Source organism: Streptomyces sp. NPDC041191 (assembly GCF_055591945.1).
Genome location: NZ_JBVIZC010000020.1, coordinates 1 through 21,041, shown reverse-complemented (window position 1 = coordinate 21,041; position 21,041 = coordinate 1). Strand labels below are relative to the sequence as shown.

14 protein-coding genes and 1 pseudogene are annotated in these 21,041 nt (G+C 74.1%); 9 read left to right on the top strand and 6 right to left on the bottom strand.

Translation table 11 applies throughout. The features are described 5' to 3' along the window. Window positions 1–15: 15 nt before the first annotated feature. The 4 genes and pseudogenes from ACZ6AQ_RS28260 to ACZ6AQ_RS28245 all read left to right on the top strand — a co-directional run. Window positions 16–239: pseudogene (locus ACZ6AQ_RS28260) on the top strand (IS630 family transposase); the annotation flags it as partial. Window positions 240–530: 291 nt separating this feature from the next. Continuing rightward, window positions 531–1,073, top strand: a complete 543-nt coding sequence (locus ACZ6AQ_RS28255) for a hypothetical protein (RefSeq protein WP_468763533.1) — start codon at window positions 531–533, stop codon at window positions 1,071–1,073. A 617-nt stretch (window positions 1,074–1,690) separates the two neighbouring features. After that, window positions 1,691–1,942, top strand: coding sequence for a hypothetical protein (locus ACZ6AQ_RS28250; RefSeq protein WP_468763531.1), 252 nt, complete (start codon window positions 1,691–1,693; stop codon window positions 1,940–1,942). Window positions 1,943–2,060: 118 nt separating this feature from the next. Continuing rightward, on the top strand, window positions 2,061–2,975 hold the full coding sequence (locus ACZ6AQ_RS28245) for an SDR family NAD(P)-dependent oxidoreductase (RefSeq protein WP_468763529.1): 915 nt from the start codon (window positions 2,061–2,063) through the stop codon (window positions 2,973–2,975). An 87-nt stretch (window positions 2,976–3,062) separates the two neighbouring features. Here ACZ6AQ_RS28245 and tpg read toward each other — a convergent pair whose 3' ends face one another. Together tpg and tap are read right to left on the bottom strand one after the other, a co-directional pair. After that, window positions 3,063–3,620, bottom strand: a complete 558-nt coding sequence (gene tpg, locus ACZ6AQ_RS28240) for a telomere-protecting terminal protein Tpg (RefSeq protein WP_468763527.1) — start codon at window positions 3,618–3,620, stop codon at window positions 3,063–3,065. An 11-nt stretch (window positions 3,621–3,631) separates the two neighbouring features. Continuing rightward, on the bottom strand, window positions 3,632–5,920 hold the full coding sequence (gene tap / locus ACZ6AQ_RS28235) for a telomere-associated protein Tap (protein ID WP_468763526.1): 2,289 nt from the start codon (window positions 5,918–5,920) through the stop codon (window positions 3,632–3,634). 439 nt (window positions 5,921–6,359) lie between these two features. Here tap and ACZ6AQ_RS28230 point away from each other — a divergent pair, with 439 nt between their 5' ends. Beyond that, a complete protein-coding gene (locus ACZ6AQ_RS28230) occupies window positions 6,360–8,234 on the top strand; it encodes a flavin monoamine oxidase family protein (protein ID WP_468763565.1) in 1,875 nt (624 codons plus the stop codon). Between the two features lie 67 nt (window positions 8,235–8,301). On the opposite strand, the gene ACZ6AQ_RS28225 is transcribed toward ACZ6AQ_RS28230, so the two are convergent. Then, window positions 8,302–10,227, bottom strand: coding sequence for a CASTOR/POLLUX-related putative ion channel (locus tag ACZ6AQ_RS28225; RefSeq protein ID WP_468763524.1), 1,926 nt, complete (start codon window positions 10,225–10,227; stop codon window positions 8,302–8,304). A gap of 228 nt (window positions 10,228–10,455) precedes the next feature. Beyond that, window positions 10,456–11,655 carry an alpha/beta hydrolase family protein gene (locus tag ACZ6AQ_RS28220; RefSeq protein ID WP_468763522.1) on the bottom strand — a complete coding sequence of 400 codons (1,200 nt, stop codon included), beginning with the start codon at window positions 11,653–11,655 and terminating at the stop codon, window positions 10,456–10,458. Window positions 11,656–11,999: 344 nt separating this feature from the next. On the opposite strand from ACZ6AQ_RS28220, the gene ACZ6AQ_RS28215 reads away from it, so the two are divergent. Then, a complete protein-coding gene (locus tag ACZ6AQ_RS28215; RefSeq protein WP_468763520.1) occupies window positions 12,000–12,806 on the top strand; it encodes a S1 family peptidase in 807 nt (268 codons plus the stop codon). A gap of 126 nt (window positions 12,807–12,932) precedes the next feature. Here the strand turns inward: ACZ6AQ_RS28215 and ACZ6AQ_RS28210 are convergent, their stop codons facing one another. Then, complete coding sequence (locus tag ACZ6AQ_RS28210) at window positions 12,933–13,334, bottom strand: nuclear transport factor 2 family protein (protein WP_468763519.1); 402 nt, start codon at window positions 13,332–13,334, stop codon at window positions 12,933–12,935. A gap of 196 nt (window positions 13,335–13,530) precedes the next feature. On the opposite strand from ACZ6AQ_RS28210, the gene ACZ6AQ_RS28205 reads away from it, so the two are divergent. Further along, entirely contained in the window at window positions 13,531–16,731 is a 3,201-nt protein-coding gene (locus ACZ6AQ_RS28205) for an AfsR/SARP family transcriptional regulator (RefSeq protein ID WP_468763563.1), read from the top strand. Between the two features lie 94 nt (window positions 16,732–16,825). Here the strand turns inward: ACZ6AQ_RS28205 and ACZ6AQ_RS28200 are convergent, their stop codons facing one another. Continuing rightward, complete coding sequence (locus ACZ6AQ_RS28200) at window positions 16,826–17,092, bottom strand: hypothetical protein (protein WP_468763517.1); 267 nt, start codon at window positions 17,090–17,092, stop codon at window positions 16,826–16,828. Between the two features lie 310 nt (window positions 17,093–17,402). On the opposite strand from ACZ6AQ_RS28200, the gene ACZ6AQ_RS28195 reads away from it, so the two are divergent. Together ACZ6AQ_RS28195 and ACZ6AQ_RS28190 are read left to right on the top strand one after the other, a co-directional pair. Further along, on the top strand, window positions 17,403–18,809 hold the full coding sequence (locus tag ACZ6AQ_RS28195; RefSeq protein WP_468763515.1) for a helix-turn-helix domain-containing protein: 1,407 nt from the start codon (window positions 17,403–17,405) through the stop codon (window positions 18,807–18,809). 223 nt (window positions 18,810–19,032) lie between these two features. After that, window positions 19,033–21,041 (top strand): condensation domain-containing protein (locus tag ACZ6AQ_RS28190; protein ID WP_468763513.1); only part of this gene is annotated, 2,009 nt, incomplete at its 3' end.

Sequence of the window (21,041 nt, the reverse complement as noted above, 5' to 3'; positions counted from 1 at the left end):
GACCGGAATGATCACGTGGCTGAACGCGTGGGGGTCCGTGAGATCAACGACGTGAGGGCAGGCGTTTGCTGAGGATCGCCCGCCGGGGCGCCGGGGCGGTGGTGACCTGGCCGCGGGTCCAGACGGTGCCGCTGTCCGCGCAGGGCATGCCCGTGGTGAAGATCGCCCAGGCCACGTTCACCGGCCCGGACCGGATCCGCGACGTAATCCACGACTTCGACGCCGACGGCTTCGAGGCCGCGTCCGCCCGGGGCCTGCTTCTCCGGCCCCGGCAGTCTGATCACTCCCCCCAGGCCAGTGCCTCCGCCCCGCGGGCCCGCTGCACTGCGGGGACGGGCCGCCGGCCTGTCTCCTCCCGGCGGCGGAACGGTGGGGCCGTGGGTGCGGGGCCGCTCCGGGGCACCCGTTCGGGTGACCGGTGGCCGAGGAGGCCCGGGCGGTGCCGTGCTTCTCGATAACGTGCGCTGCGTCATACCGACGGCATGCGCGCCCCGCCCGGGGTGGGGTGCCGTGTCCTGGAGGTGTTCCCGATGGCTTCAGTTTATGAATCGCTCCCACCGACCGGTCGGGAGATGGCGTACTTCGGCCACGCGGCGGACGTGCCGTTGCAGGTGAACGGGCTGGGCCTCGTCAATCTGGACTTCCGCGGAGCGATGAGGCAGCGCGTCGAGGCGAAAACCACCGAGGGTCTCGGCAGCGCGCGGATGAAGAACATCGGTGTGATGTACAGTGCCGACTCCCCGGTGCTGGGCAGGGTCACTCTGGAACAGGACGGGGAAGACGAGCCCCCCCTCGGCCTCCTCGAAATCACCGGTGAGAGGCCGCCGACCTACCGCCACACCACCTACCACGACTTCACCCTCACCATCGAGCGGCCCCCGGGCGGCGGCGCGCCGCTGGTCCTGACGAACACCAAGCCCGCGGTCATCGGCGTCGACAAGCTCACCGCCTTCCCCCCGCAGGGCGCCGTTTACCAGCTCCAGGCCCCGGTGGACTTCGCCCCCGCCGGCGAACCCGGCCGGGCGGTCGCACAACTGATGCAGTTCCCCCTCACCGTGACATCCGAGTCCTGACCCGCGGGCACCTCCGGAAGGGAGCCCGGCCCGGCCGCCCACACAGCGCCCGGCCGGGCCCGCCTCCCACGGAGCAGGCGCACGGGGCGGAGGCCGCCACCGGGAGTATCCCGATGGCGGCCTCGCCGTTCCGGGCAGGGGCAACCGATGTGGGCCAGGTCCTAGAGATCGTCTTCAAAGACCACCAGGTCATGGGTCATGGATCGTGGTGTCGTGGTGTGTCGCCATGAACCCGCTGATCAGGGGTGGGAGTTGCCCGCCCCATTGAGCTCTTTCCAGACAGGCGGTGCTGACCGGGAGCCGGACGTGCCCGCGCGACGGCGAAGCTCCTGGTGGACGGGTTCTCCACCAGGGCCACCCGTGACCGCCAGGAGCCTCGCGTGCTTGCCGCCCGTCGGACCTGCCACTCGACCTCGCCGCCCCGAACATCCACTCGCCGGAGTGGGGCGCTCGGTTTCCCCCGGTGGCAACGAGCCTGCCTCCGTGACACCTGCCGCGCTCCGGCTCGGGCCCCCGCTGTGACTGATTTCCGATCATGTCTGTCAAGGGTGCCGGGAAGACGGTTGAGGCTGGGAAGGGATCCCGGCACTCGCCGCGGTGGGCGAGACTCCGAACGGATGAACGAGGCATCCGCTGCTCTGGTGACGGCCCGGTGGCCGCTGACCGCGGCCGGGGAGAATAACTGGCTGTGGGAGCTCGCCGACGATGACGGGCCGACCGGCTTCATGCCGCCATCACTGCCCGACGCCGCCTGGGCCTCCCCCTCCATGTACGGACACGAACTCGGGCCCACCGGTATGTCCTGTGTCGCGGATCAAGCAGTCGCCGTCGTGGCTGGTGGTCTTCGGTGGTCGTGCGGCCGCGCGTGAACGCGCAGCCGGCTCCGCCCTGTCGGATGGTTGTCGGTGACATGTCGGAGGCCAGTGGCAGCGTGGGCGCCGGGTTGCTCCGCCGGGAGCCGCCGTCGCACCTCACGGGAGTTCCCCCATGTCTCAGATCCCTTCCGCCGCCGACCGGGTGTATCTGGTCACCGGCGGCAACGCAGGTATCGGGTATTTCACCGCCGAGCAGTTGGCCGGTACCGGCGCCACGGTGGTGCTGGGCAGCCGGAGCGCCGAGCGGGCCGAGGCCGCCGTGGAAGCGATCCGCGCGCGGGTGCCCGGTGCGCGGGTGCGTTCGGTGGGCCTGGACCTCGCCGACCTCGGCTCGCTGCGGGGAACCGCGGATTCCCTGGAGGTGGAGCGCCTCGACGCGGTGGTTCACAACGCCGGCGTCCTCCTCGAAGGGCTGGAGCGAAGGGAGACGCGGGACGGCAATGAGATGCATTTCGGAACGAACCACCTCGGGCACTTCGCGCTCACCCACTGGCTGCTGCCGCTGCTGGAGGCCGCGCCGAGCGCCCGCGTCGTGACCGTCGGCAGCTTCGCCGCCAAGTCCGAGCGGCTCGACCTGGACGATCTGCAGTCCCGGGCCGACTACCGGGCCAAGCGCACCTACGGCCGGTCGAAGCTGGCCCAGATGTACTTCGGCCTGGAACTCGACCGCCGCCTGCGGGCCGTGGGCAGCACGGTGTCGAGCGTGGTGGTCCATCCCGGCGGTGCGCTGGACTCGCTCACCCCGTCGCGGCCGCCGGTCCACGTACGCAAGGCCGGGACGGCGCTGCGTGGGACGGCCGCCGCACTTGTTCTCCAGGGCAAGCACGCGGGTGCCCGGCCCGCGGTCCGGGCGGTGCTCGACCTCCGGATCGCCGGGGGCGAATTGTGGGGCCCGCGCGTCTTCGGGCTGCGCGGCCGGCCGCACCGCGAGCGGCTGTGGGCCCAGTTGGAGGACGCCGAAACGGCACGTCGGCTGTGGGAGGCGAGCACGGAGCTGACCGGCGTCGCGCCTGTCCCCGCCATCTGAAGCACTCGACCCGCCCCCTCACGTGCTCCTCCGCCACCTGAAGCGCTCAGTCACACCGGTCCGCGCTCCGGTGCCGGCGCCACGGGGCTACAGGCCGAACTCCAGGTGCTGGATGTCGGTGAAGCGGACCTCCTCCAGGGTCCCGGCCCGCCTGCCCCCGTCCTGGAAGTAGACCTCCCTGAGCGCCTCGGCCGCGATCTGCCGGAGCCGGTCGTCGCTCGCACCGGCGTCCTGGGCCTCGAAGAGACGGGCGGCGTGGACGGGCGGCAGGGCGACGGTCAGATGGCGGACGCGGTCCTGGTCGGTGGAGCCGACCGGGGCGGTGTAGCCCATGCGGGCGCGGGTGTCGATGACGATGCCGTCGGTGGTGGCCGCCCTCCTGCGGGCCCCGGCCCTGATCTGCGGCTGCCACCGTGCCTTCACCTCGCGTTCCAGACGCGCGGCGAGGTCCGGACGGGGCTTCTTGATCTGGTCCTTCACGTACCGTTCGACGGTGCGCCGGGAGACCCGCAGCAGCCGGGCGGCGTCCTTGGTGCCGCCGAGCCGCTTGACCAGGTAGCGCATCTGCGCGCCGGCCGACTTCGGGACGGGGCGGGTGAACGCCTGGTGCACCGCCTCGTCCAGGCTGTCGCCGATCAGACCCATCGCCCTTTTCCCTACTCTCCGTTGTCGGCGTCGGTGACGGTGCCGTCCTTGATGTACCGGGCCAGGTTCAGCTCGGGCGCCCGGAACCGCTCCCGCACCCCTTCGCCCCACAGGACCGTCTGGGTCCCCTCGTGCTTGACCAGGCCCGGGTTCACGCCGAGCTTGAACCCGCCCGGCAGGGCCTTGCCGTCCCGGTGGGGCAGGAAGTCCAGCGGGCTCTCGCCGTCGGCGGCGTAGACGACGCAGTCCGACAGGACCGCGACGGGGTACCGGCCGGTGAACGCGGCGTGCCGGACCATCTTGCGGTGCAGGTTGACCCGGGTGCGGGAGATGACGGCCGCACGGATGTCCGGCCGCCAGGTGGGCCGGGACAGGGCGCGCCACGGCTCGCCCGGCCGCCAGCCCTCGCCCCGGGGCCGTTCACGGAGTTTGCCGATGCCGCCCTTCACCGTCGCCTTGACGGCGGAGACGACGAGCGCGAGGTCCGGGTCGCGGTCCCTGTAGCCCTCCATCTCGGCGAGGAACCGCTCCGGGCCGGTGTCGGTGTGGACGCCGAGGTCGGCCATCGTGGCGAGATAGGCGTCCCGGAGGCGGGTGTACCAGCCGTCGAGATAACGCCCGTTGTCATGGCGGACGTACGCCTCGACCGGACGCACCTCGTAGCCGAGCTCGACCGCGTAGGCGACGGTGGGGGTGGCGTACCAGGCGGGCCCCCCGGGACGCTCGCCGCTCGGTGTGAACGGGCTCGGCAGCAGCTCACCGTCCAGCTCGGCCCACCTGTCCTTGCCGACCTTCACCTTCGACAGGTCGACGTGGGAGAGGTCCACGAGCCAGGAACCGGGCAGCTTCGGGTCGAACACCGGCGCCTTGACGCGCGTCGGCGCGCCAAGGCCGACGACCAGGCCGTTGGCACCGGCCGCGAAGGCCATGTTGACGTCGACGCCGACCAGGAACCGGCGCGTGCACTCCTCGTCCGTCATCGGCCGCGCCCAGTCGTACGCCTCCTCGAAGAGCTTCTCGGCCGGGCCGCGGACGTGGAAGCGCGGCAGACCGGCGAGGACGGGGTGACCGTCGGGGGCCTCGCACGGCGCCGGGTCCACGGGGTCCTTGCCCAGGGAGCCGGGGTTCTTCCCGTCGGCCTGCCGCAGCACACCGGTCTCCGGGTCGCGCACGGCACGGGTCGGCGGGTGCAGCGCGGTCATCAGCTCCAGACCGGTCACGGCCGTCGAGCCGCGCGGCGTCATCACCCGTGACGCGTACGTGCCCAGGACCCGGGCGAGTTCCGCCGGCGGCAGCGTGGCGGCGTGACCCCAGTGCCGGGTGTCGAGCGCGTTCCACGACGGGAGGCACAGCTGCACGCACCGTCGTTCCGTTCCCTGGACGGGCCGGTAGATCCGGGCCCACGGTCCGAGACCGCGCTTGGTCAGCTTCCAGTCGGCGCGCGCGAGCTGCTTGACGGCCTTGTGGCCCTCCGGGAGCCGTCCGGCGTTCCGCTCCGCGTCGGTGAGCGCGGCCGGCAGGCCGTAGCGCTCGCACGCGGCGGCGGTGAGGACGAGGAGGGGATCGGCCGGCCGGCCGGGTCCGGACAGCTTCGGCTGCCCGAGCCGGGCCTCCTCCAGGGTCCACTCCACCAGTGAGGGCAGGGACTTGGCGGGCACGTCCAGGACCAGGCCGCCGGTGCAGTACGCCAGCACCCGCCCGGCCCCGTCGGCGTCGACGACCGCCAGCGGCCCGTTGACGAACCGGGGGTCGGCCCCGTCCGGCGCGGCGGCGACCGCCGGGGACGCCCCCGGCGCCGCGTCCCGCCGTGCAGGCGCCGCGTCCCCGGCCGGGCGCGCCGACGCCTGCCCGGCGGCCGGGCCGCCGGAGGAGAGGGGGGCGGGGGCGGCCGGGACGGCGCCGCGTCCGGTCATGTCCGCCGTCCGCGGGGCCGGCTCCGCGGGGACGGTCCGTGCGTCCGGCGCGGGGGCGACCGTGCCGGTGGACGTCTCCGGGGCGGTCACGGCGCCGGGGGGCGCCGGAACGGCCGCGGTCTCGTCCGGGCCGGTGTCACCGGCGGGGGCGGGATAGAGCTTGGCGAGTCCGTCCAGGAGGCGCGCGTACGCGTCGCGTTCGGGCGGGCGCGGCTCGGTCCGGCCCGCCTCCCAGCTGGTGACCGTGGCCCGGCGCACCTTCAGCGCGACCGCGACCTCGTCGACCGTCAGGGCATGGGCCTGCCGCAGGCGTTTGCGCTCCTCGGGCGGCGGCAGCGCGGCGCGGGACGCGAGCAGCGCGTCGACCGCGTCGAACAACTCGGACATGGGAGGACCTCCTGAGCGCACCCTACCCCGCGAGGCGTGCTTCTCGCGTACATGTGGCGTGCCTGAGGCGTCCATATCGCGTTCGGGGGTGGAAGTGGAGGTGGAGGTGGAGCGGAAGGGGGAAGCGGGGTTCAGGAACGCGCCGGGACGGTCCCGGACTTCACCGGCCCCGAGCCTCACCCGCCTCCGGACCCCGTGGCCCCCTCCGCGCCGGGGCCCACGGCCGTTCCCGCCCTCGCCCGTACGAAGGCCCGTTCGTCAGTCACGGGCCGTGCGCGCCACACGTCCGGGTGCCAGTTGCCTCCCCCGGTGGCTTTTGGGCACCGACGGCCGGTGGAACCGGAAGAGTTGATCCGTGATCACCCACTCGCTTCCCAGCCCCGATCCCGCCGACGATCCCGGACCCGGGCCCGTCCGGCGGCCCTCCCGCCGTACCGTCATCGCCGGCGCCGCCGCGGGAGCCGGTGCGCTCGCCGTCACCGCTCCCGGTGCCGGGGCCTCCCCGGCGGCCCCCCGTCCCGCCGCCCCTTCCGACTGGGACGCCTGCCTGACCGTCGCCCGGGCCCTCCTGGTGCGGGACGACGACGACCTGCCCCTCGTGCCGCGCTACGCGGACATCCTGCTGAGGACGGGCCTGCCCCGGCCGAGCGGGGGAGGGGGCCGCCGGGGCCGCAAGGTGCTGATCGTCGGCGCCGGACCCGCCGGGCTCGTCGCCGCCCATCTGCTGCGCCGGGCCGGGCACCGGGTCACCGTCATCGAGGCCAACGGCAACCGGGTGGGCGGCCGGATCAAGACCTTCCGCACCGGGGGGCACGAGAAGGCCCCGGCGCCCTTCGCCGACCCGAAGCAGTACGCCGAGGCCGGCGCCATGCGCATCCCCGGCAGCCACCCGCTCGTCACCGGCCTGATCGACAGCCTGGGCCTCGAACGCCGTCCCTTCCACCTCGTCGACGTCGACGGGGCGGGCCGTCCCGCCTACCGCACGTGGATCCTCGTCAACGGCGTCCGCGTCCGCCGGGCCGACTACGCGCGCGGCCCGCAGGCCGTCAACCGCTCCTTCGGCGTCCCGGCGGCCTACGAATCCGTTCCCGCGGCGCAGATCGTGCGCGACGCCTTCGCCCCCGTCCGCAAGGAGATCGAGGGCAGGAAGGACAGGGAACTGGTCGAGGGCTGGGCCCGCGTCTTCCAGCGGTACGGCCACATGTCCATGTTCCGGTACCTGACGGAGGTGGCGGGGCTCGACGAGCGGACCGTCGACCTGATCGGCACCGTCGAGAACCTCACCTCCCGTCTCCACCTGGCCTTCGTGCACAGCTTCATCGGGGCCTCGCTCATCAGCCCCGACACCGCCTTCTTCGAGCTGCCCGGCGGCACCGCCACCCTGGCCGACGCCCTCTACGACCGGGTCAAGGACCTCGTACGGCTGGACCGCCGCGCCACGCGGATCGCGCACGGCGACGGCAGGATCACCATCGACACCGTCTCCGAGGGCCGGGGCCCCGGGCCCGTGGAGCGCGAGACCTTCACCGGGGACGCCGCGATCATCACCGTCCCCTTCTCCGGGCTGCGGCACATCCCGGTCACCCCCGCGCTCTCCTACGGCAAGCGGCGCGCGATCACCGAACTCCACTACGACGCCGCCACCAAGGTGCTGCTGGAGTTCAGCCGCCGCTGGTGGGAGTTCGACGAAGCCGACTGGAAACGGGAGCTGGAAGCGGTGCGGCCCGGCCTGTACCGGAAGTACCAGCTCGGGCAGACCCCCACGGACGGCAGCCTGCTCGGCGCCCACCCCTCCGTGCCCCGGGGACACATCTCCGCCTCCCAGCGCGTCCACTACGCCGCCACGCGCCTGGTCTCCCGCGACCAGCCCGAGGCCGCCGGGGTCATCGGCGGCGGCTCGGTCACCGACAACCCCAACCGCTTCATGTTCCAGCCCTCCCACCCCGTCGAAGGCAGCCCGGGCGGAGTGCTCCTCGCCTCCTACAGCTGGTCCGACGACGCCCTGAAGTGGGACTCGTTCGACGACGAGGAGCGCTACCCCCGCGCCCTCGCCGGGGTGCAGGACGTGTTCGGGCAGCGGATCGAGGTCTTCTACACCGGCGTCGGACGCACCCAGTCCTGGATGCGCGACCCGTACGCCTACGGCGAGGCGTCCGTGCTGCTGCCCGGCCAGCACACCGAACTCTTCCCGCACGTCCGCGAGGCCGAGGGGAACCTGCACTTCGCCGGGTGCCACACCTCGATCAAGCCCGCGTGGATCGAGGGGGCCGTCGAATCCGCCGTACGGGCCGCCCTGGAGGTCCACTCGGGGTGAGGGGCGGCCGTGGGCCGGGCACACCGTGCCCGGCCCACGGCACGCGGACCGCGCCGGTCCGCCGGGGTCAGCTCTCGGCCAGCACGATCAGCCAGTCGCCCGCGACGAACCGGACCCGGCACCTCTTGTCGGGGTTGACCCGCACGCCGTAGTCGGGGGCCGTGGCGGCCGACGCGCGCCGCCGGTACCCGACGGCGCACTCGCCGCGCCGGCGCGCCGACTCCACGGCGGTGGCGAAGGAGACCTCCCGGTCGAGCCGGACGTAGTCCCCGGCCGGCTTCAGGTGGAACTCGCTCCCCTCGGCGGTGAACAACTCCTCGAAGACCGCGGCGAGATAGCCGCTCTCCGAGATCTGCGTCATGAGAAGGCTGATCAGCCTGCCGCTCACGATGAAGTCGGCGCCCGCCCGGACGGGTGCGAGCAGCCTGTTGCCGTCGTCGGACATCTCCGTGGTGAGGGCGAGCTCCCGGGACGCGGCGTCCCCGATCGCCCGCAGGTGCAGCAGGGTGACCAGCGTGCGGTCGTCCGCCCCCGATTCCGCCCCCGGTTCCGTCTCCGCGCCCCGCCGCGTCCGCGTCGGCAGGCCCGCGTCGCCCATGACGATCACACCGTCGTACGACACCACGTCCAGTGAGGCCAGTACCCGCGGATCGGTGATGTCCCCGCAGCGGAAGGTGACGTCGAGGTGTTCCCGCGCCGGGACCTCGCGGACGGCGTCGCCCACGGCGGCGTCGTCGCCCCGGGCCACGACGTCCAGGACGGTCCCGGGACTCACGTACTGGCCGAGCTGCTCCACGACGAGCGGCGCCCGCCGGTTCCAGCCGAGCAGGAGCAGACGCCCGGCGACGGACGTCCGGGGGCGGGCGGCGACGATCGCGTCCTCGTCGACGCAGGCGGACGCGTCCTCCGGTACGGCCGTGTCGTCGTCCCGGGTGATGACGAGGATCCGGTCGTCCGCGCCGATCGTGGAACCGGGATCGGGATTGAGGGCGACCACGCCGTCCGCGTGCAGCAGACCCACCACGGACGACGTGGTGAACGCCAGCAGGGCCTCGCCGAAGGGGCGTCCGGCCAGGTCCCCCGCCGCGGTGGTGTAGAACTCGTCGCCCTCGAAGTCCAGCAGCTCCTGGTACACGAGCGAGAGGCCCGGCTGGAGCGCGGTCTGGACGAGGAGCCGGGCGACGACGTGGTCGATGCACAGCACGTGTCCGCGCGGCCCGGCGGCCAGCCGGGCGGTGAGGTGGTTGCGGGCGTCGCGGACGGCGGCGACCACCACCGCCCTCCCGTCGCCGGGAGCGACCGCGCCGAGGGCGAGCAGGGTCTTCACCACGTGGGCGTCACCGTCCTCGTCCTCGGGCGGCAGGACGAGCACGGACTTGGCGGTCTGCGGGCTGACCCTGGACAGGACCGGAGGGTCGGTGGGGTGGCCGGTGCGGCAGATGATCCGGGTCGTGCCGGGGTCCGTGACGCGGGTGGCGATTCCCTCCTCCATCCCCACCTTGTCCCGGGGGGCGAGAACGGCGATGGCCGCCCGCCGCTGGTTGGCGTTGGCGCAGACCAGCTCCGCGATGACCGGGAAGATCTGGTCGGACCAGCCCAGGATGACGGTGTGCCCGGCCTCCAGGACCGTGGAATGGCCCAGACGGAGCGACCTGATGCGCTGGTCGATGCCCGTGGTGATCAGGCTGACCAGTGTCGACACGAACAGCAGGGCCACCAGGGCGAGCGACACGGAGGTCAGGACGTAGAGGGGGGAACCGACCGCGCCGCCGATCTTGAGCGTCTGCCCGACGCTGACCCACACCGCCTGGAGCCGGCCGGTCAGGGAGGTCGGGGCTTTCCGGTCGGCCCAGACCAGAACCGCGCTCGCCGGGACGACGACGGCCAGACAGGCCAGGGTCAGCCATCCGATCAGCGCGGCGGTCCCTCCCGCCACCAGGTTGTCGAACCGGTACCGGAGGCGTTGGCGGAGGGTCGTGTGCTGCTGCGCCACGCGGGCTCCCGTGTATGAGACGTGCCGACCGGGCGGCTGTCGGCCGCTCGCACGCTCACCTTAGGGATCATGCGACGCCGTCCGGTGCGAAGCCGCCCGCCTCACCCGGAGGTGTGAACCGGAGTCGGATGGGGGACGGGCCGGGGCCGGCGGTACGGGCCGGACCGGGTCCGGTACGGGACGGACCCGGTGGTGGGCCCGTCCCACGTCCGGTCGTCCGTCCCCGGTTCAGGGACGGTGGAACCGCACTTCCGGGTGGGCCGGGTCCGGGCCGTCGAGGAGCGGCTGGTCCCTGTCCCGCAGGTGTTCGTCGAAGAAGGCGGCGAGGTACGCGCGGGTGACCGCCACCGCCCGGGACGCCGGGAGGGCGTCGCCGGGAAGGCCGAGGTGGCTCAGGAGCACGGGCGCGTCGGAGAAGGCGAGGTGGCCGGAGCCCTCGACGGTCAGCCAGCGCTTCTCACCGCCCAGGGCCGCCCAGGTGGTGTCCCAGGAGGTGTCCCCGCCGCCCGGCCGGTGGAACTCGTCGGTCCCCAGGAACAGGAAGGGGCGTCCGCCGAGCCCGTCGGCGGGCGGCGCGTCCCAGAACGAGCCGTCCATGTTCACCCCGGCGTCGATGCGCCCGTCGGCGGCCATGGCGGTGGCGGCGCTCGCGCCCCCGATCGAGTGACCGGCCATGCCGATCCGCGTCCGGTCGATGGAGGACGCGTACCGCCAGACGGGCCGGGGACCGGTCAACCGGTCCAGGACGAACCGGGTGTCGGCGGCCCGGACCCCGGTCACCAGGTGCCCCAGGGACCAGTCGTTCTCCTCCATGACGGTGCAGGCGACGCAGGTCAGGGTGCGCCCGCCCGGCACCGACGTGCCGGACGACTCGTAGGCGTGGTCGAGCGAGGCGACGACGTAGCCCCGGGAGGCGAGGTCCACGGCGAGGCCGGTGAGGGTGAACCGCGGCATGCCGAAGCCGGGTGAGAGCACCACCAGCGGGTGCCGTCCCGGAGCGGGGCGCACGTCGACCGCGCTGTGCGTACGGGCCGACGCCACCCGCCGTACCGCCTCCGGGTCCTCCACCGGCACCCCCTTCAGCAGCAGCCGGACCTCTTCCCGGGTGGCGTACGGGGCGGGGCGCCCCGGGGTGTGCCGGGCGGTCGCGGGGCGGGCCGCGGGGTAGTGCAGGGTGACCATGAGTTCCCGGCCGTCGGCCCCGGGCACCCAGGGGTCGGTGCGGGAGCGGTCCACGAGGTGGAGGACGGAACTCCCCACTCCGTACGGCCCGGTGGGGGCCGGCAGCCGCATGCGGTCGGCCGGCCGGTCCTGGGTGTCCGCGGCGGCGGGCGGCGGAGCGGGAGCGGCGGTGGCGGTGGCCGCGGCGGGTAAGGCGATCGCGCAGGCGAGGAGGAGGGCGGTGGCCGCCCGGGTCGACTTGTTCATGCCGGCGACGCTACGGTCCCGGCCCCGGGGCCCGCGTCCTCCTGCGGTCGCGACCGCCGCCGGGGCCGTACATCCCCGGGCGGACGGCGCTCCCTCCACCGGGCGGGGGAGGGAGTGACGTCCGGCCCGGAGTGGTCCGGCCGGCCCTCCGGCGCGGGAAGGGCCTCCTGCCGCCGCCCTCGCGGTGCGACGCGGTCGAGGGGAGGCCGAGACACGGCCGAGACGGGGACGAGGCCCGGCGGACGGACGGCGGGGCCACGATGCGGTGGAAAGGACGCCCCCGTGTCGTCCACCGGACAAGTCCGCCCGGGGCGTGCCCCGGGCGGACAGGAATGAGGTCACTCGTGCGCAGGTCGACAAACCGACTGACGGCCGTCTCGCTCGCGGGCGCCGGCACGCTCGGCAGCGTGCTCGCCCTGGCTCCCTCCGCCTCGGCCGTGGTCGGCGGGACTCCGGTCGCGGACGGGCAGCGGCCCTTCGTCGTGCAGATCGAGAGGCGGGCCGAGGACGGAACCTGGTCGCACCACTGCGGGGCGGTGCTCATCGACAGCCGCGTCGTGGCCACCGCGGCGCACTGCTCCAGGTTCGCGGAACAGGGCAGGGAGGCGATCCGGGTGGTCGTCGGCCGGACCGACTCGCGTGCTCCCGGAGGGACGGTGGTGACCGCCGACCGCTTCTCCGTCCACAGCCACCCCGGGTTCGACACCACGACCAACACGGACCTGGGGCTCATCGTGCTCGACAGCCCGGTGTCCCAGACCCCGGCGGCCCTGCCCGCCGCGGGGGAGAAGCCGCGCCCGGGCCGTCTGGTGCGCGTCGCCGGCTGGGGGCGGACCGACCTCGCCGACGAGACCAAGCCGACCCGTCTGCGGGAAGCCGTGCTGCCCGTCCAGAGGTTCGACACCGAGGGGGGAACCTGGGACAAGGAGTTCATCTGCGCGGGGACCGCCGGGACGCGGGTGGCGCCCGGGGACAGCGGGGGACCCCTGTTCGATACGAAAGGACACGGCAAGGCGGTCGCGTACGGCCTCGTGACCGGTGAGACGAACACCTGCACCGGACTGTTCACGAACCTGGCCGACCCGGCCGTCTGGAAGCCGTTCCACGACGTTCTCGCCTCTCGCGGGCTCGGGCACGTCATCCCGAAGTAACCACGTCCGAAGCCCCGTTCCGCCCCGCGGAGGCCCGGTGGCGGCCACGCACGCCCGGGATGCCCGGACGTGGCGGAACGGGGCTTCGGCCCCGGCCCGCTCTCCCTCCGTCCCCCTCGGGGCCGTTCAGGGCGTCACGTGGTAATAGCGGGTGCAGGCGCGGACCATGCCGTCGTCGGTGATGCTGAAGAGGTCGACGAAGCGCAGCTCCCGCCCGCCGGCGTCCGGGCCGACGCACCGGCCCGTGGCCACCACGCTCCGGTCCTGGGCGACGACGCGGTCGATCTCGTGACGGCCGCTCGGCGCGGTGTGCCCGAGCCGGGCCCGCAGGACCGCGGTGCGGCCGCGGACGGGCGGCATGCCCGGCAGTTCGAACACCACGCCGTCGTGCAGCAGGGAGGCGCACGAGTCCAGATCGCCGGCGTCGAGGTAGTCGTAGACGAGACGCACATGGTCGACGCCTGCTGCGGTGACCAGGTCGACCGGCCCCGGCGGGCCGACGGCGGTCGTGTCATCGTGGCGGTTCAACGGCTGAGCCCCTTTCGCTCTCGGTACAGAATTCTCGGGGGAGCCGCCAACTCCGGGTTATCACCCCTCTATCTCCGACGTCTCCGACCGGGATCTTCACGGCATGGACAGACCGGGGGCGGGTGTGGAGACTGTCCCCACTTGGGTATCCAGGGTCAACTCATTTGTTTTCGTGGGGGAATCGGTGGCTGACGTCGTGGGAGAGGGAGACCCGGAACTCCCGGACACGTCGCGCCTTCCCTTCAGGGTCCTCGGACCGCTCCAGGTGTACGCCCCCGGCGGACCCCTGCGGGTGCCCCCGGGCCGTCAGGAGGTGATCCTCGCGGCCCTCCTCCTCGACGCCAACCGGGTGGTCGCCACCCACCACCTGGTGGACCTCATCTGGGAGGACAACCCGCCGGAGACCGCCCGCACCCAGGTGCAGATCTGCGTGTCGCGCCTGCGGAAACTGCTGGCCGCCTCCGACGGGGAGGCCACGATCACCACCCGGCCCCCCGGCTACGTGCTGCACACCGAGGCGGAGAACGTGGACGCGGCCCTCTTCACCGGCCTCGTGCTGCGCGCCCGGCGGCTGCAGGAACAGGGCGCCCCCGAACAGGCCGTGCGCCTGCTGCGGAGCGCGGTGAGGCTCTGGCAGGGCGAGTGCCTGTCCGGCCTGGACAGCGGCCCGCTGGCGAACCGGGCGCGCCGCCTGAACGAGGAACGGCTGACCGCCGTCGAGTTCCGCATCCAGCTCGAACTCGAACTGGGCCGCTACGACCGGCTGGTGGGGGAGCTGCAGATGCTCACCCACGAACACCCGCTGCGGGAGAAGCTGCGCGGTCAGCTCATCCAGGCCCTGTACTGGTCGGGGCGGCAGGCCGAGGCCCTGGAGGCGTTCCGGACGGGCCGGCGGATCCTCGCCGAGGAACTGGGCCTGGAGCCCGGCAGGGAACTCCGTGAGCTGGAGTCGGCGATCCTGGCCGGCGCGCTCCCGCCGCCGGCGGGCGCGGGCCCCGCCCGGCCGCCCGCCGACGCGGCCCCCGACAGGACCGGACCGTCCGGCGACGGGCCCGGCGCGGACCGCGAGGAGGGGCGCGGTACGCCACCGCGCGAGACCGTGGCGGACGGGAGAGCGCGGGCTTCGGAGGACGGCGGCGGCGCGGGCCTCCCGGCAGCGGCCGCGGGACCCGCGCCCGGCTCCGGGCCGCACCCCGCGCCCGATCCGGCCCCCGCGCCCGACCCGGCCCCCGCCCCCGAGCCGGGCGCCGCCTCCGAGTCCGTACGGCAGGACACCGTTCCGCACCAGCTCCCGGCCGCCGCCGCCGACTTCGTGTCGGACGACGCCCGGGTCGCCGGCCTGGAACGGGCACTGACCGGGGGAACGGGCCGCACCACGGTGGGGCTCGCCGCCATCACCGGCAAACCCGGCACCGGCAAGTCGACCCTCGCCGTACACGTCGCGCACACGCTGGCCGAGACCGGATTCCCCGACGGACAGCTCTACTGCGACCTGCGCGGCACCACCGGCACCCCGACCGCCCCCGCCGAGGTGCTCGGCCGTTTCCTCCGGGCCCTCGGCATCCCCGGCCAGCTCATCCCGGAGTCCCTGGACGAGCGCGCCGAGATGTACCGCACCCGGCTGGCCTCCCGCCGGGTCCTCGTGGTCCTCGACGACGCGGCCGGCGAGGGCCAGGTGCTGCCCCTGCTGCCCGGCAGCCGCGACTGCGCCGTCCTCGTCACGGGCCGGGCCCGCCTCACCGCGCTCCCCGGCGCCCACCGGGTGGAGCTCGACGTCTTCGACGAGGACCGGGCCCTCGAACTGCTCTCCCGGATCATCGGCCGGGAACGGGTCGCCGGGGAGGCGCCCGCGGCGGAGGCCCTGGTCCGCACGGTCGGCCGGCTCCCGCTGGCCCTGCGGATCGTGGCCGCCCGGCTCGCGGCACGCCCGCACTGGACCCTCGCGTCCATGGTGCAGCGCCTGGCCAACGAGCGGCACCGGCTGGACGAACTGACGCACGGCGAGATGACGATGCGGGCCAGCCTGTCCCTCACGTACGAAGGGCTCGGTCCGGACGACCGGCGGCTGCTGCGGCTCCTCAGCATGGCCCAGACGCCCACCCTGCCCAGCTGGCTCGCGGGCGCCCTGCTCGACGACCACCGCCCCTTACCCTCGGATCTCATGGAACCGCTCGTCGACGTGCAGATGCTGGACGTCGACGGGATCGAACGGACCGGCGGCTTCCGGTACCGCTTCCACGAGATCATCCGGGTGTACGCGCGGGAACAACTGGCGGCGCACCATCCGCCGGAGACGCGGCGGGAGGCACTGGCCCGGATGGCGGGCGGCTGGATGCACCTGGCCCAGCAGGCCCACCGCACGGTGTACGGGGGCGACTTCACCGTCCTGCACGGCGACGCCCCGCGCTGGGAACCGCCCGCCTCCTACGTCGAGGAGGTCGTGGCCGATCCGCTGAACTGGCTCGACGCGGAACAGACCGCGCTGTGCCGGATGGTCGAGCACGCCGCCGACGAAGGGCTCCACGACCTCAGCTGGGACCTCGCCACCTCCCTCGTCACGCTCTTCGAGGTGCGCGGCCACTACGACCTGTGGGAGCGGACGCACCTGAAGGCGCTGGGCGCGGTCCGCAAGGCGGGCAACCTGCGCGGCACCGCCGCCGTACGGGCGTCGCTCGGCTCGCTCTACATGAGCCGGAACCAGTTCGACACCGCCCGCCAGGCGCTGAACTCGGCGCTCGACGTCTTCCAGGCGCTCGACGAGCCCATGGGCGAGGCCCTGTGCCGGCGCGACATGGCGCTCATCGCCCGCACCAACGGCGACGACGCCTCGGCCCTGGAGCTGTACCGCAGGTCCCTGGCCGACTTCGACCGGGCCGGTGACGTGGTGGGCCGCGCGATCGTCCTGACCCAGAGCGCCCACATCCGGATGCGCCAGGGCGCGGTCGGGGAGGCGCAGAGCCAACTGGACGAAGCGCTGGGGATATACGAGGAGGTGGGCTACACCGGTGGCAGGGCGCGGACCCTGCGGCGCGTCGGACAACTCCTCCTCGAACAGGGCAGGAGCGACCTGGCGGTCCTGACCTTCACCGAAGTGCTCGAACTCTGCCGGGACTCCGGCGACGTGATCGGCGAGGGCCACCTGCTGCGCGACCTCGGCCACGCGTTCGCGGTGATGGGCCGCCCCGACCGGGCCAGGGACTTCTACGACCGCGCCGTGGCCGCGCGGGAGGAGATCATGGACCTGAGCGGCGGGGCGCTGGCGCGCCTGGACCTCGCCCGGCTGCTGGAGGAGCCGGGACGTTCCCGGGAACTGCTCGCGCCGGCCGTCGAGGTGTTCCGCGAGCGGCGGATGGAGCGGGAGCTGGCGGAGGCGAAACGATTGCTCGGAACCGGGTGACGTCGGGCGGACTTCGGGGCCGGGAGCCGGCCGGGGCCGGGGACGGCCGCCGCCGGGAGCGCCGGGACCGCGGAGGCGGTCCGCCCGTACCGGGTCAGTCCCACGGGTTGTTGTCCCACGGGTTGTTGTCGGTGGGACCGGTCGTGCCCGTGGTGCCGCCGGTGGTCCCGGTGCCGGTGGTGTCGCCGGTGGTGGTCCCGCTCCCGTCCTCGTTCCCGGTCCCGCTCCCGTAAGAGGCCGTCGTCGTGCCCGCCGGCTCGTCCGCCCAGCTCGTCCCGGCGCCGACACCGGTCACGAGCACGATCAGCGCGGAGGCGGCGAGGGTACGGAGCGCGGTGCGGGCGGCGGTGGTCTTCGACATCGGACTCTCCTTCTCGGCGGGGCGGCGTTTCCTTGTGACCACCACGTTAGGAACGACCGGATTCACCGGACCGCCCGCTGTCCTATCACTCCGCTATCGCGGCGCGGCCCCCGCTTTCACGGGCGCGCCGCCCCCTGACGCCGGGGGCCGCGCACCGCTCCCACCAGGGGGTTAGCCACGGGATGCCCCCCGGATAGCCCCGTCCTCACGATGGAGAGCAGAAGACGGCGAGACCCTCGCACCGGCCGGCGGCCCGACCCGGGCCACCGGCCGGGGTTCTCGCCCCGACTCGACCAGTGGGGGCTTTCACATGGCGACGACCAGTCTTTCCAGTCCTTCCCCGGAGGGCGGCGCCGCGGCCACCGCCGCGCTCGGCACGCTCATCCGCGACCACCGGCTCCGCATCGGCCTCACCCAGCGCGAACTGGCCGACCTGTCCACCATCAGCGTGCGGGCCATCCGCGACCTGGAGAAGGGAAAGGCCCAACGGCCGAGAACGGACACGATCCGGCTCATCGCGGACGCCCTGCGCCTGGGCCCCCGGGCCCGCGCCGCCCTGGAGGACGCGGGACGGCGCGGCCACCGGAGCGGCGGCCCCCGGCACCTGTCCCCGGAGCGGTCGGCACCGCCCGTACCCCTGCACCCGCTGATCGGGCGGCGGGCCGAGGCCGCCGTCGTCACGGAGGAACTGCGCTCCGGGACCGAACGGCTGATCACCGTCGTGGGCCTGAGCGGCGTCGGCAAGACGAGACTCGCCCTGGAGGCCGCGGCCGGACTCCACGCCGCCGGTTTCCCCGTGCTGTGGCACACGGCCCCGGGAGCGGTCGCCGACTGCCTGCCGGCCGACGACGACCCGCTCGGCGTCCCGGCCGCCGAGTGCGCCGGCTTCCTGCGGGGCGACGGACCGGCCGAGAGCGTTCCGCCCGCCCTCACGGGCCTGTTGGGCGACCGGGAGGCGCTCCTCGTCCTCGACGGCGCCGACACCGGGACGCTCGACTTCCACCGGCTGGGCCGGCTGCTGCGCGAGCTGCCCGGACTGCGCCTCCTCATCACCTCCGACACGCCCTGGAACGTTCCCGGCGAACGCCTCTTCCTCCTCGCCCCCCTGGAGGCGCCCGTCCCGTCCGGCGGTGCCCGGCCCGATGCCCCCGCCACCCGGTTCTTCCTCAGCCGGCTCCGTCACGTCCGCCCCGACATCGTCCCCGACGACCGGGCCCTGACGGACATCGCGTGGATCTGCCACCGCCTCGACGGGCACCCGCTCGCCCTCGCCGCGGCCGCCTCCTGGCTCACCCTCTGCGACCTGCCGACCCTGCGCGGCATCGTCGACTCCGACCCCGCCCCGCTGCTCGACCACCTGGCCGACGGCCGGTCCGGGTCCCGCCTCCGGGAGGGCGTCGGCCGGACCCTGGCCGGGCTGCCCGCCGGGCACCGGAGCCTGATCGCCGGGCTGTGCGCCGCCGGGCGGGACGAATTCCTCCTGGAGGACATCGTCCGGCTGACCGGCCTGCCCCTGGCGCAGTGCGGCCGCACGGTCCGGGACCTGCTGGTCGGCGGCGTGATCCGGTCCAGTACGGACAGCGGCCGGTCCGCGTTCCGCGTGCTGTGCGTCGTATGGGCCCTCGCCACCCCGGCCACCCCGACGGACCTCACCACCCCGGCCACCCCGACGGCCCTCGCCGCCGTATCCGCGACGGACCTCACCCCGTGCCCGTGACGGCGGGTCTCACCCCCGTGCCCGTGACGGCGGGCCTCGCCCCCGTACCCGTGACGGCGGCCGGCGCCGCCACTCCTGCCGGAACCGCTGCCGCCTGACTGCCGCCGCACCGCCGAACCGCTCGCGTACCGCCGGACCAACTGCCGCCCCGGGTCCGCCCCCGCGGGTTGTATGGCCACTGCCCCGCCCGAAGCCCGCCGCGCCTTCCTCCCAGGAGCTTTCCATGCCGTTCGACACGCCCGTCGCACCCGCTCCGGCCGCCGTCCGGTTGCCGCTCTCGGTGGCCCAGCGTGACATCTGGACGGCACACGCCCTCGACCCCACCGGCATCAGGTACAACGTCGCCGAGTACCGCGAGATCAACGGCCCGGTCGACCCGGAGCTGATGGCGGCGGCCTGGCGCCGACTCGTCGAGGAGGCCGACTTCCTCCGCGTCCGCGGTTTCGAGGACGACGGCGAGCAGGCGTGGCAGCTCGTCGAAGCGGCCGACGCCGCCGGCGACCGCACCCTCCCGTTCACCGACGTGAGCGGGGCGGACGACCCGGAGGCGGAGGCCCGGCGGCTGATCGACGGCATGATCACCGCCCCCTTCGACCTGAACCGCCCGCCGGTCCGCTGCGCGCTGATCAAGCTGGGCGAGGAGCGGTACTTCTACTTCTACGGCTTCCACCACCTGGTCGTCGACGGCGTGGGCGCGTCGATGGCGCTCGCCCGCCTGGTCGAGCTGTACGAGCGGGCGGTCGCGGGCGAACCCTGGGGGGCCTCACCGTTCGGGAGCCTCGTCGACCTGCTGGCCGAGGACGACGCGTACCGGAACTCCGAACGGGCCGCCGCCGACCTGGCCGCCTGGCGGGAACACCTCGCCGGTGCCCCGGACGCACCCGCCGGCCTCGTCCGGGGCGCCGGCCGGGCCCCCGCCGCACACGGCGGCCTGCCCTTCGCGCGCCGCAGCGTACGGGTGCCCGCGGCGGACGCCGACCGGCTGCGGACGGTCGCCCGCGACGCGCGGGTCTCCTGGTCCGTCCTGCTCGTGGCACTCTTCTCGGTCTACCTGCACCGGGCCACGGGCCGCGAGGAGCTGGTCGTCGCCCTGCCCGTGACCGGCCGGACGACCCGTCAGGCGCGCAGCACGCCCGGCATGATGTCGAACGTGGTGCCGCTCCGGCTCCGGATCCGGCCCGGAGACACGCTCGGCACCCTGGTCCGCTCGACCGCCGCCGAGATCAAGCACGGACTGCGCCACCAGCTCACCCGGTACGAGGATCTGTGCCGGGATGCCGGCGTCATCAACGGCTCCCGCCGCATCGCCGCCCCCGTCCTCAACATCATGGGCTTCCAGGCGGAGCTCACCGTGTGCGGTCGGCCGACCCTCAACCACAACATCAGCAACGGCCCGGTGGACGACCTCGCCGTCGCCGTCCTCGACCTCGGCACCGACCACGGTCTCCGGATCGACTTCGACACCCCGGTCGAGGGCGTCGACGTCGATGCCGTCGCCGCCCACCAGGACCGCTTCGCCGCGTTCCTCGCCACCGCCCTCGCCCCGGACCGGCCGGCCGAACGCCGGATCGCCGACCTGGAGGTGCTGTCGGAGGCCGAACACGCCCTGCTGACCGGTCCGTGGGCCGGGACGGTGTCCGACGTGGGTGATGCTTCGCTGGTCGAGCGGTTCGAGGAGCAGGCGGCCCGGTTCCCCGACCGGACCGCGCTGGTCGACGGCGAGCGGACGGTGACGTACGCCGAGCTCAACGCCGCCGCCAACCGCTGGGCCCGCCACCTGAGCGCACGCGGCCTGGGGCGCGGCGACCTGGCGGGCGTCCTGCTGGAACGCGGCATCCGCTTCGCCACCGCCCTCGTCGCCGTGCTGAAGACCGGCGCCGCCCACGTCCTGCTCGACCCCGACTTCCCCGACGAGCGCCTTCGTGCGGCGGCCGGCGACGCCGGCATCCGCCACCTCCTCACCCGCCCGGCCCTCGCCGGGCGCCTCGAAGGCCCCTGGACGACCCACGCCGAGGCCCCCGGCGAACTCCTCTCCCACAGCCCCGGCAACCCCGGCCTCCCCGTCACCCCCGACGACCCGGCCTGCCTGATGTTCACCTCGGGCTCCACCGGCCGCCCCAAGCCCATCCTGTCCACCCACCGGAATCTGGTGTCGACGGTGAGTGGGCAGTCGTACGGCCGGTTCGGTCCGGAGCAGGTGTTTTTGCAGTGCTCGCCGGTGTCGTGGGACGC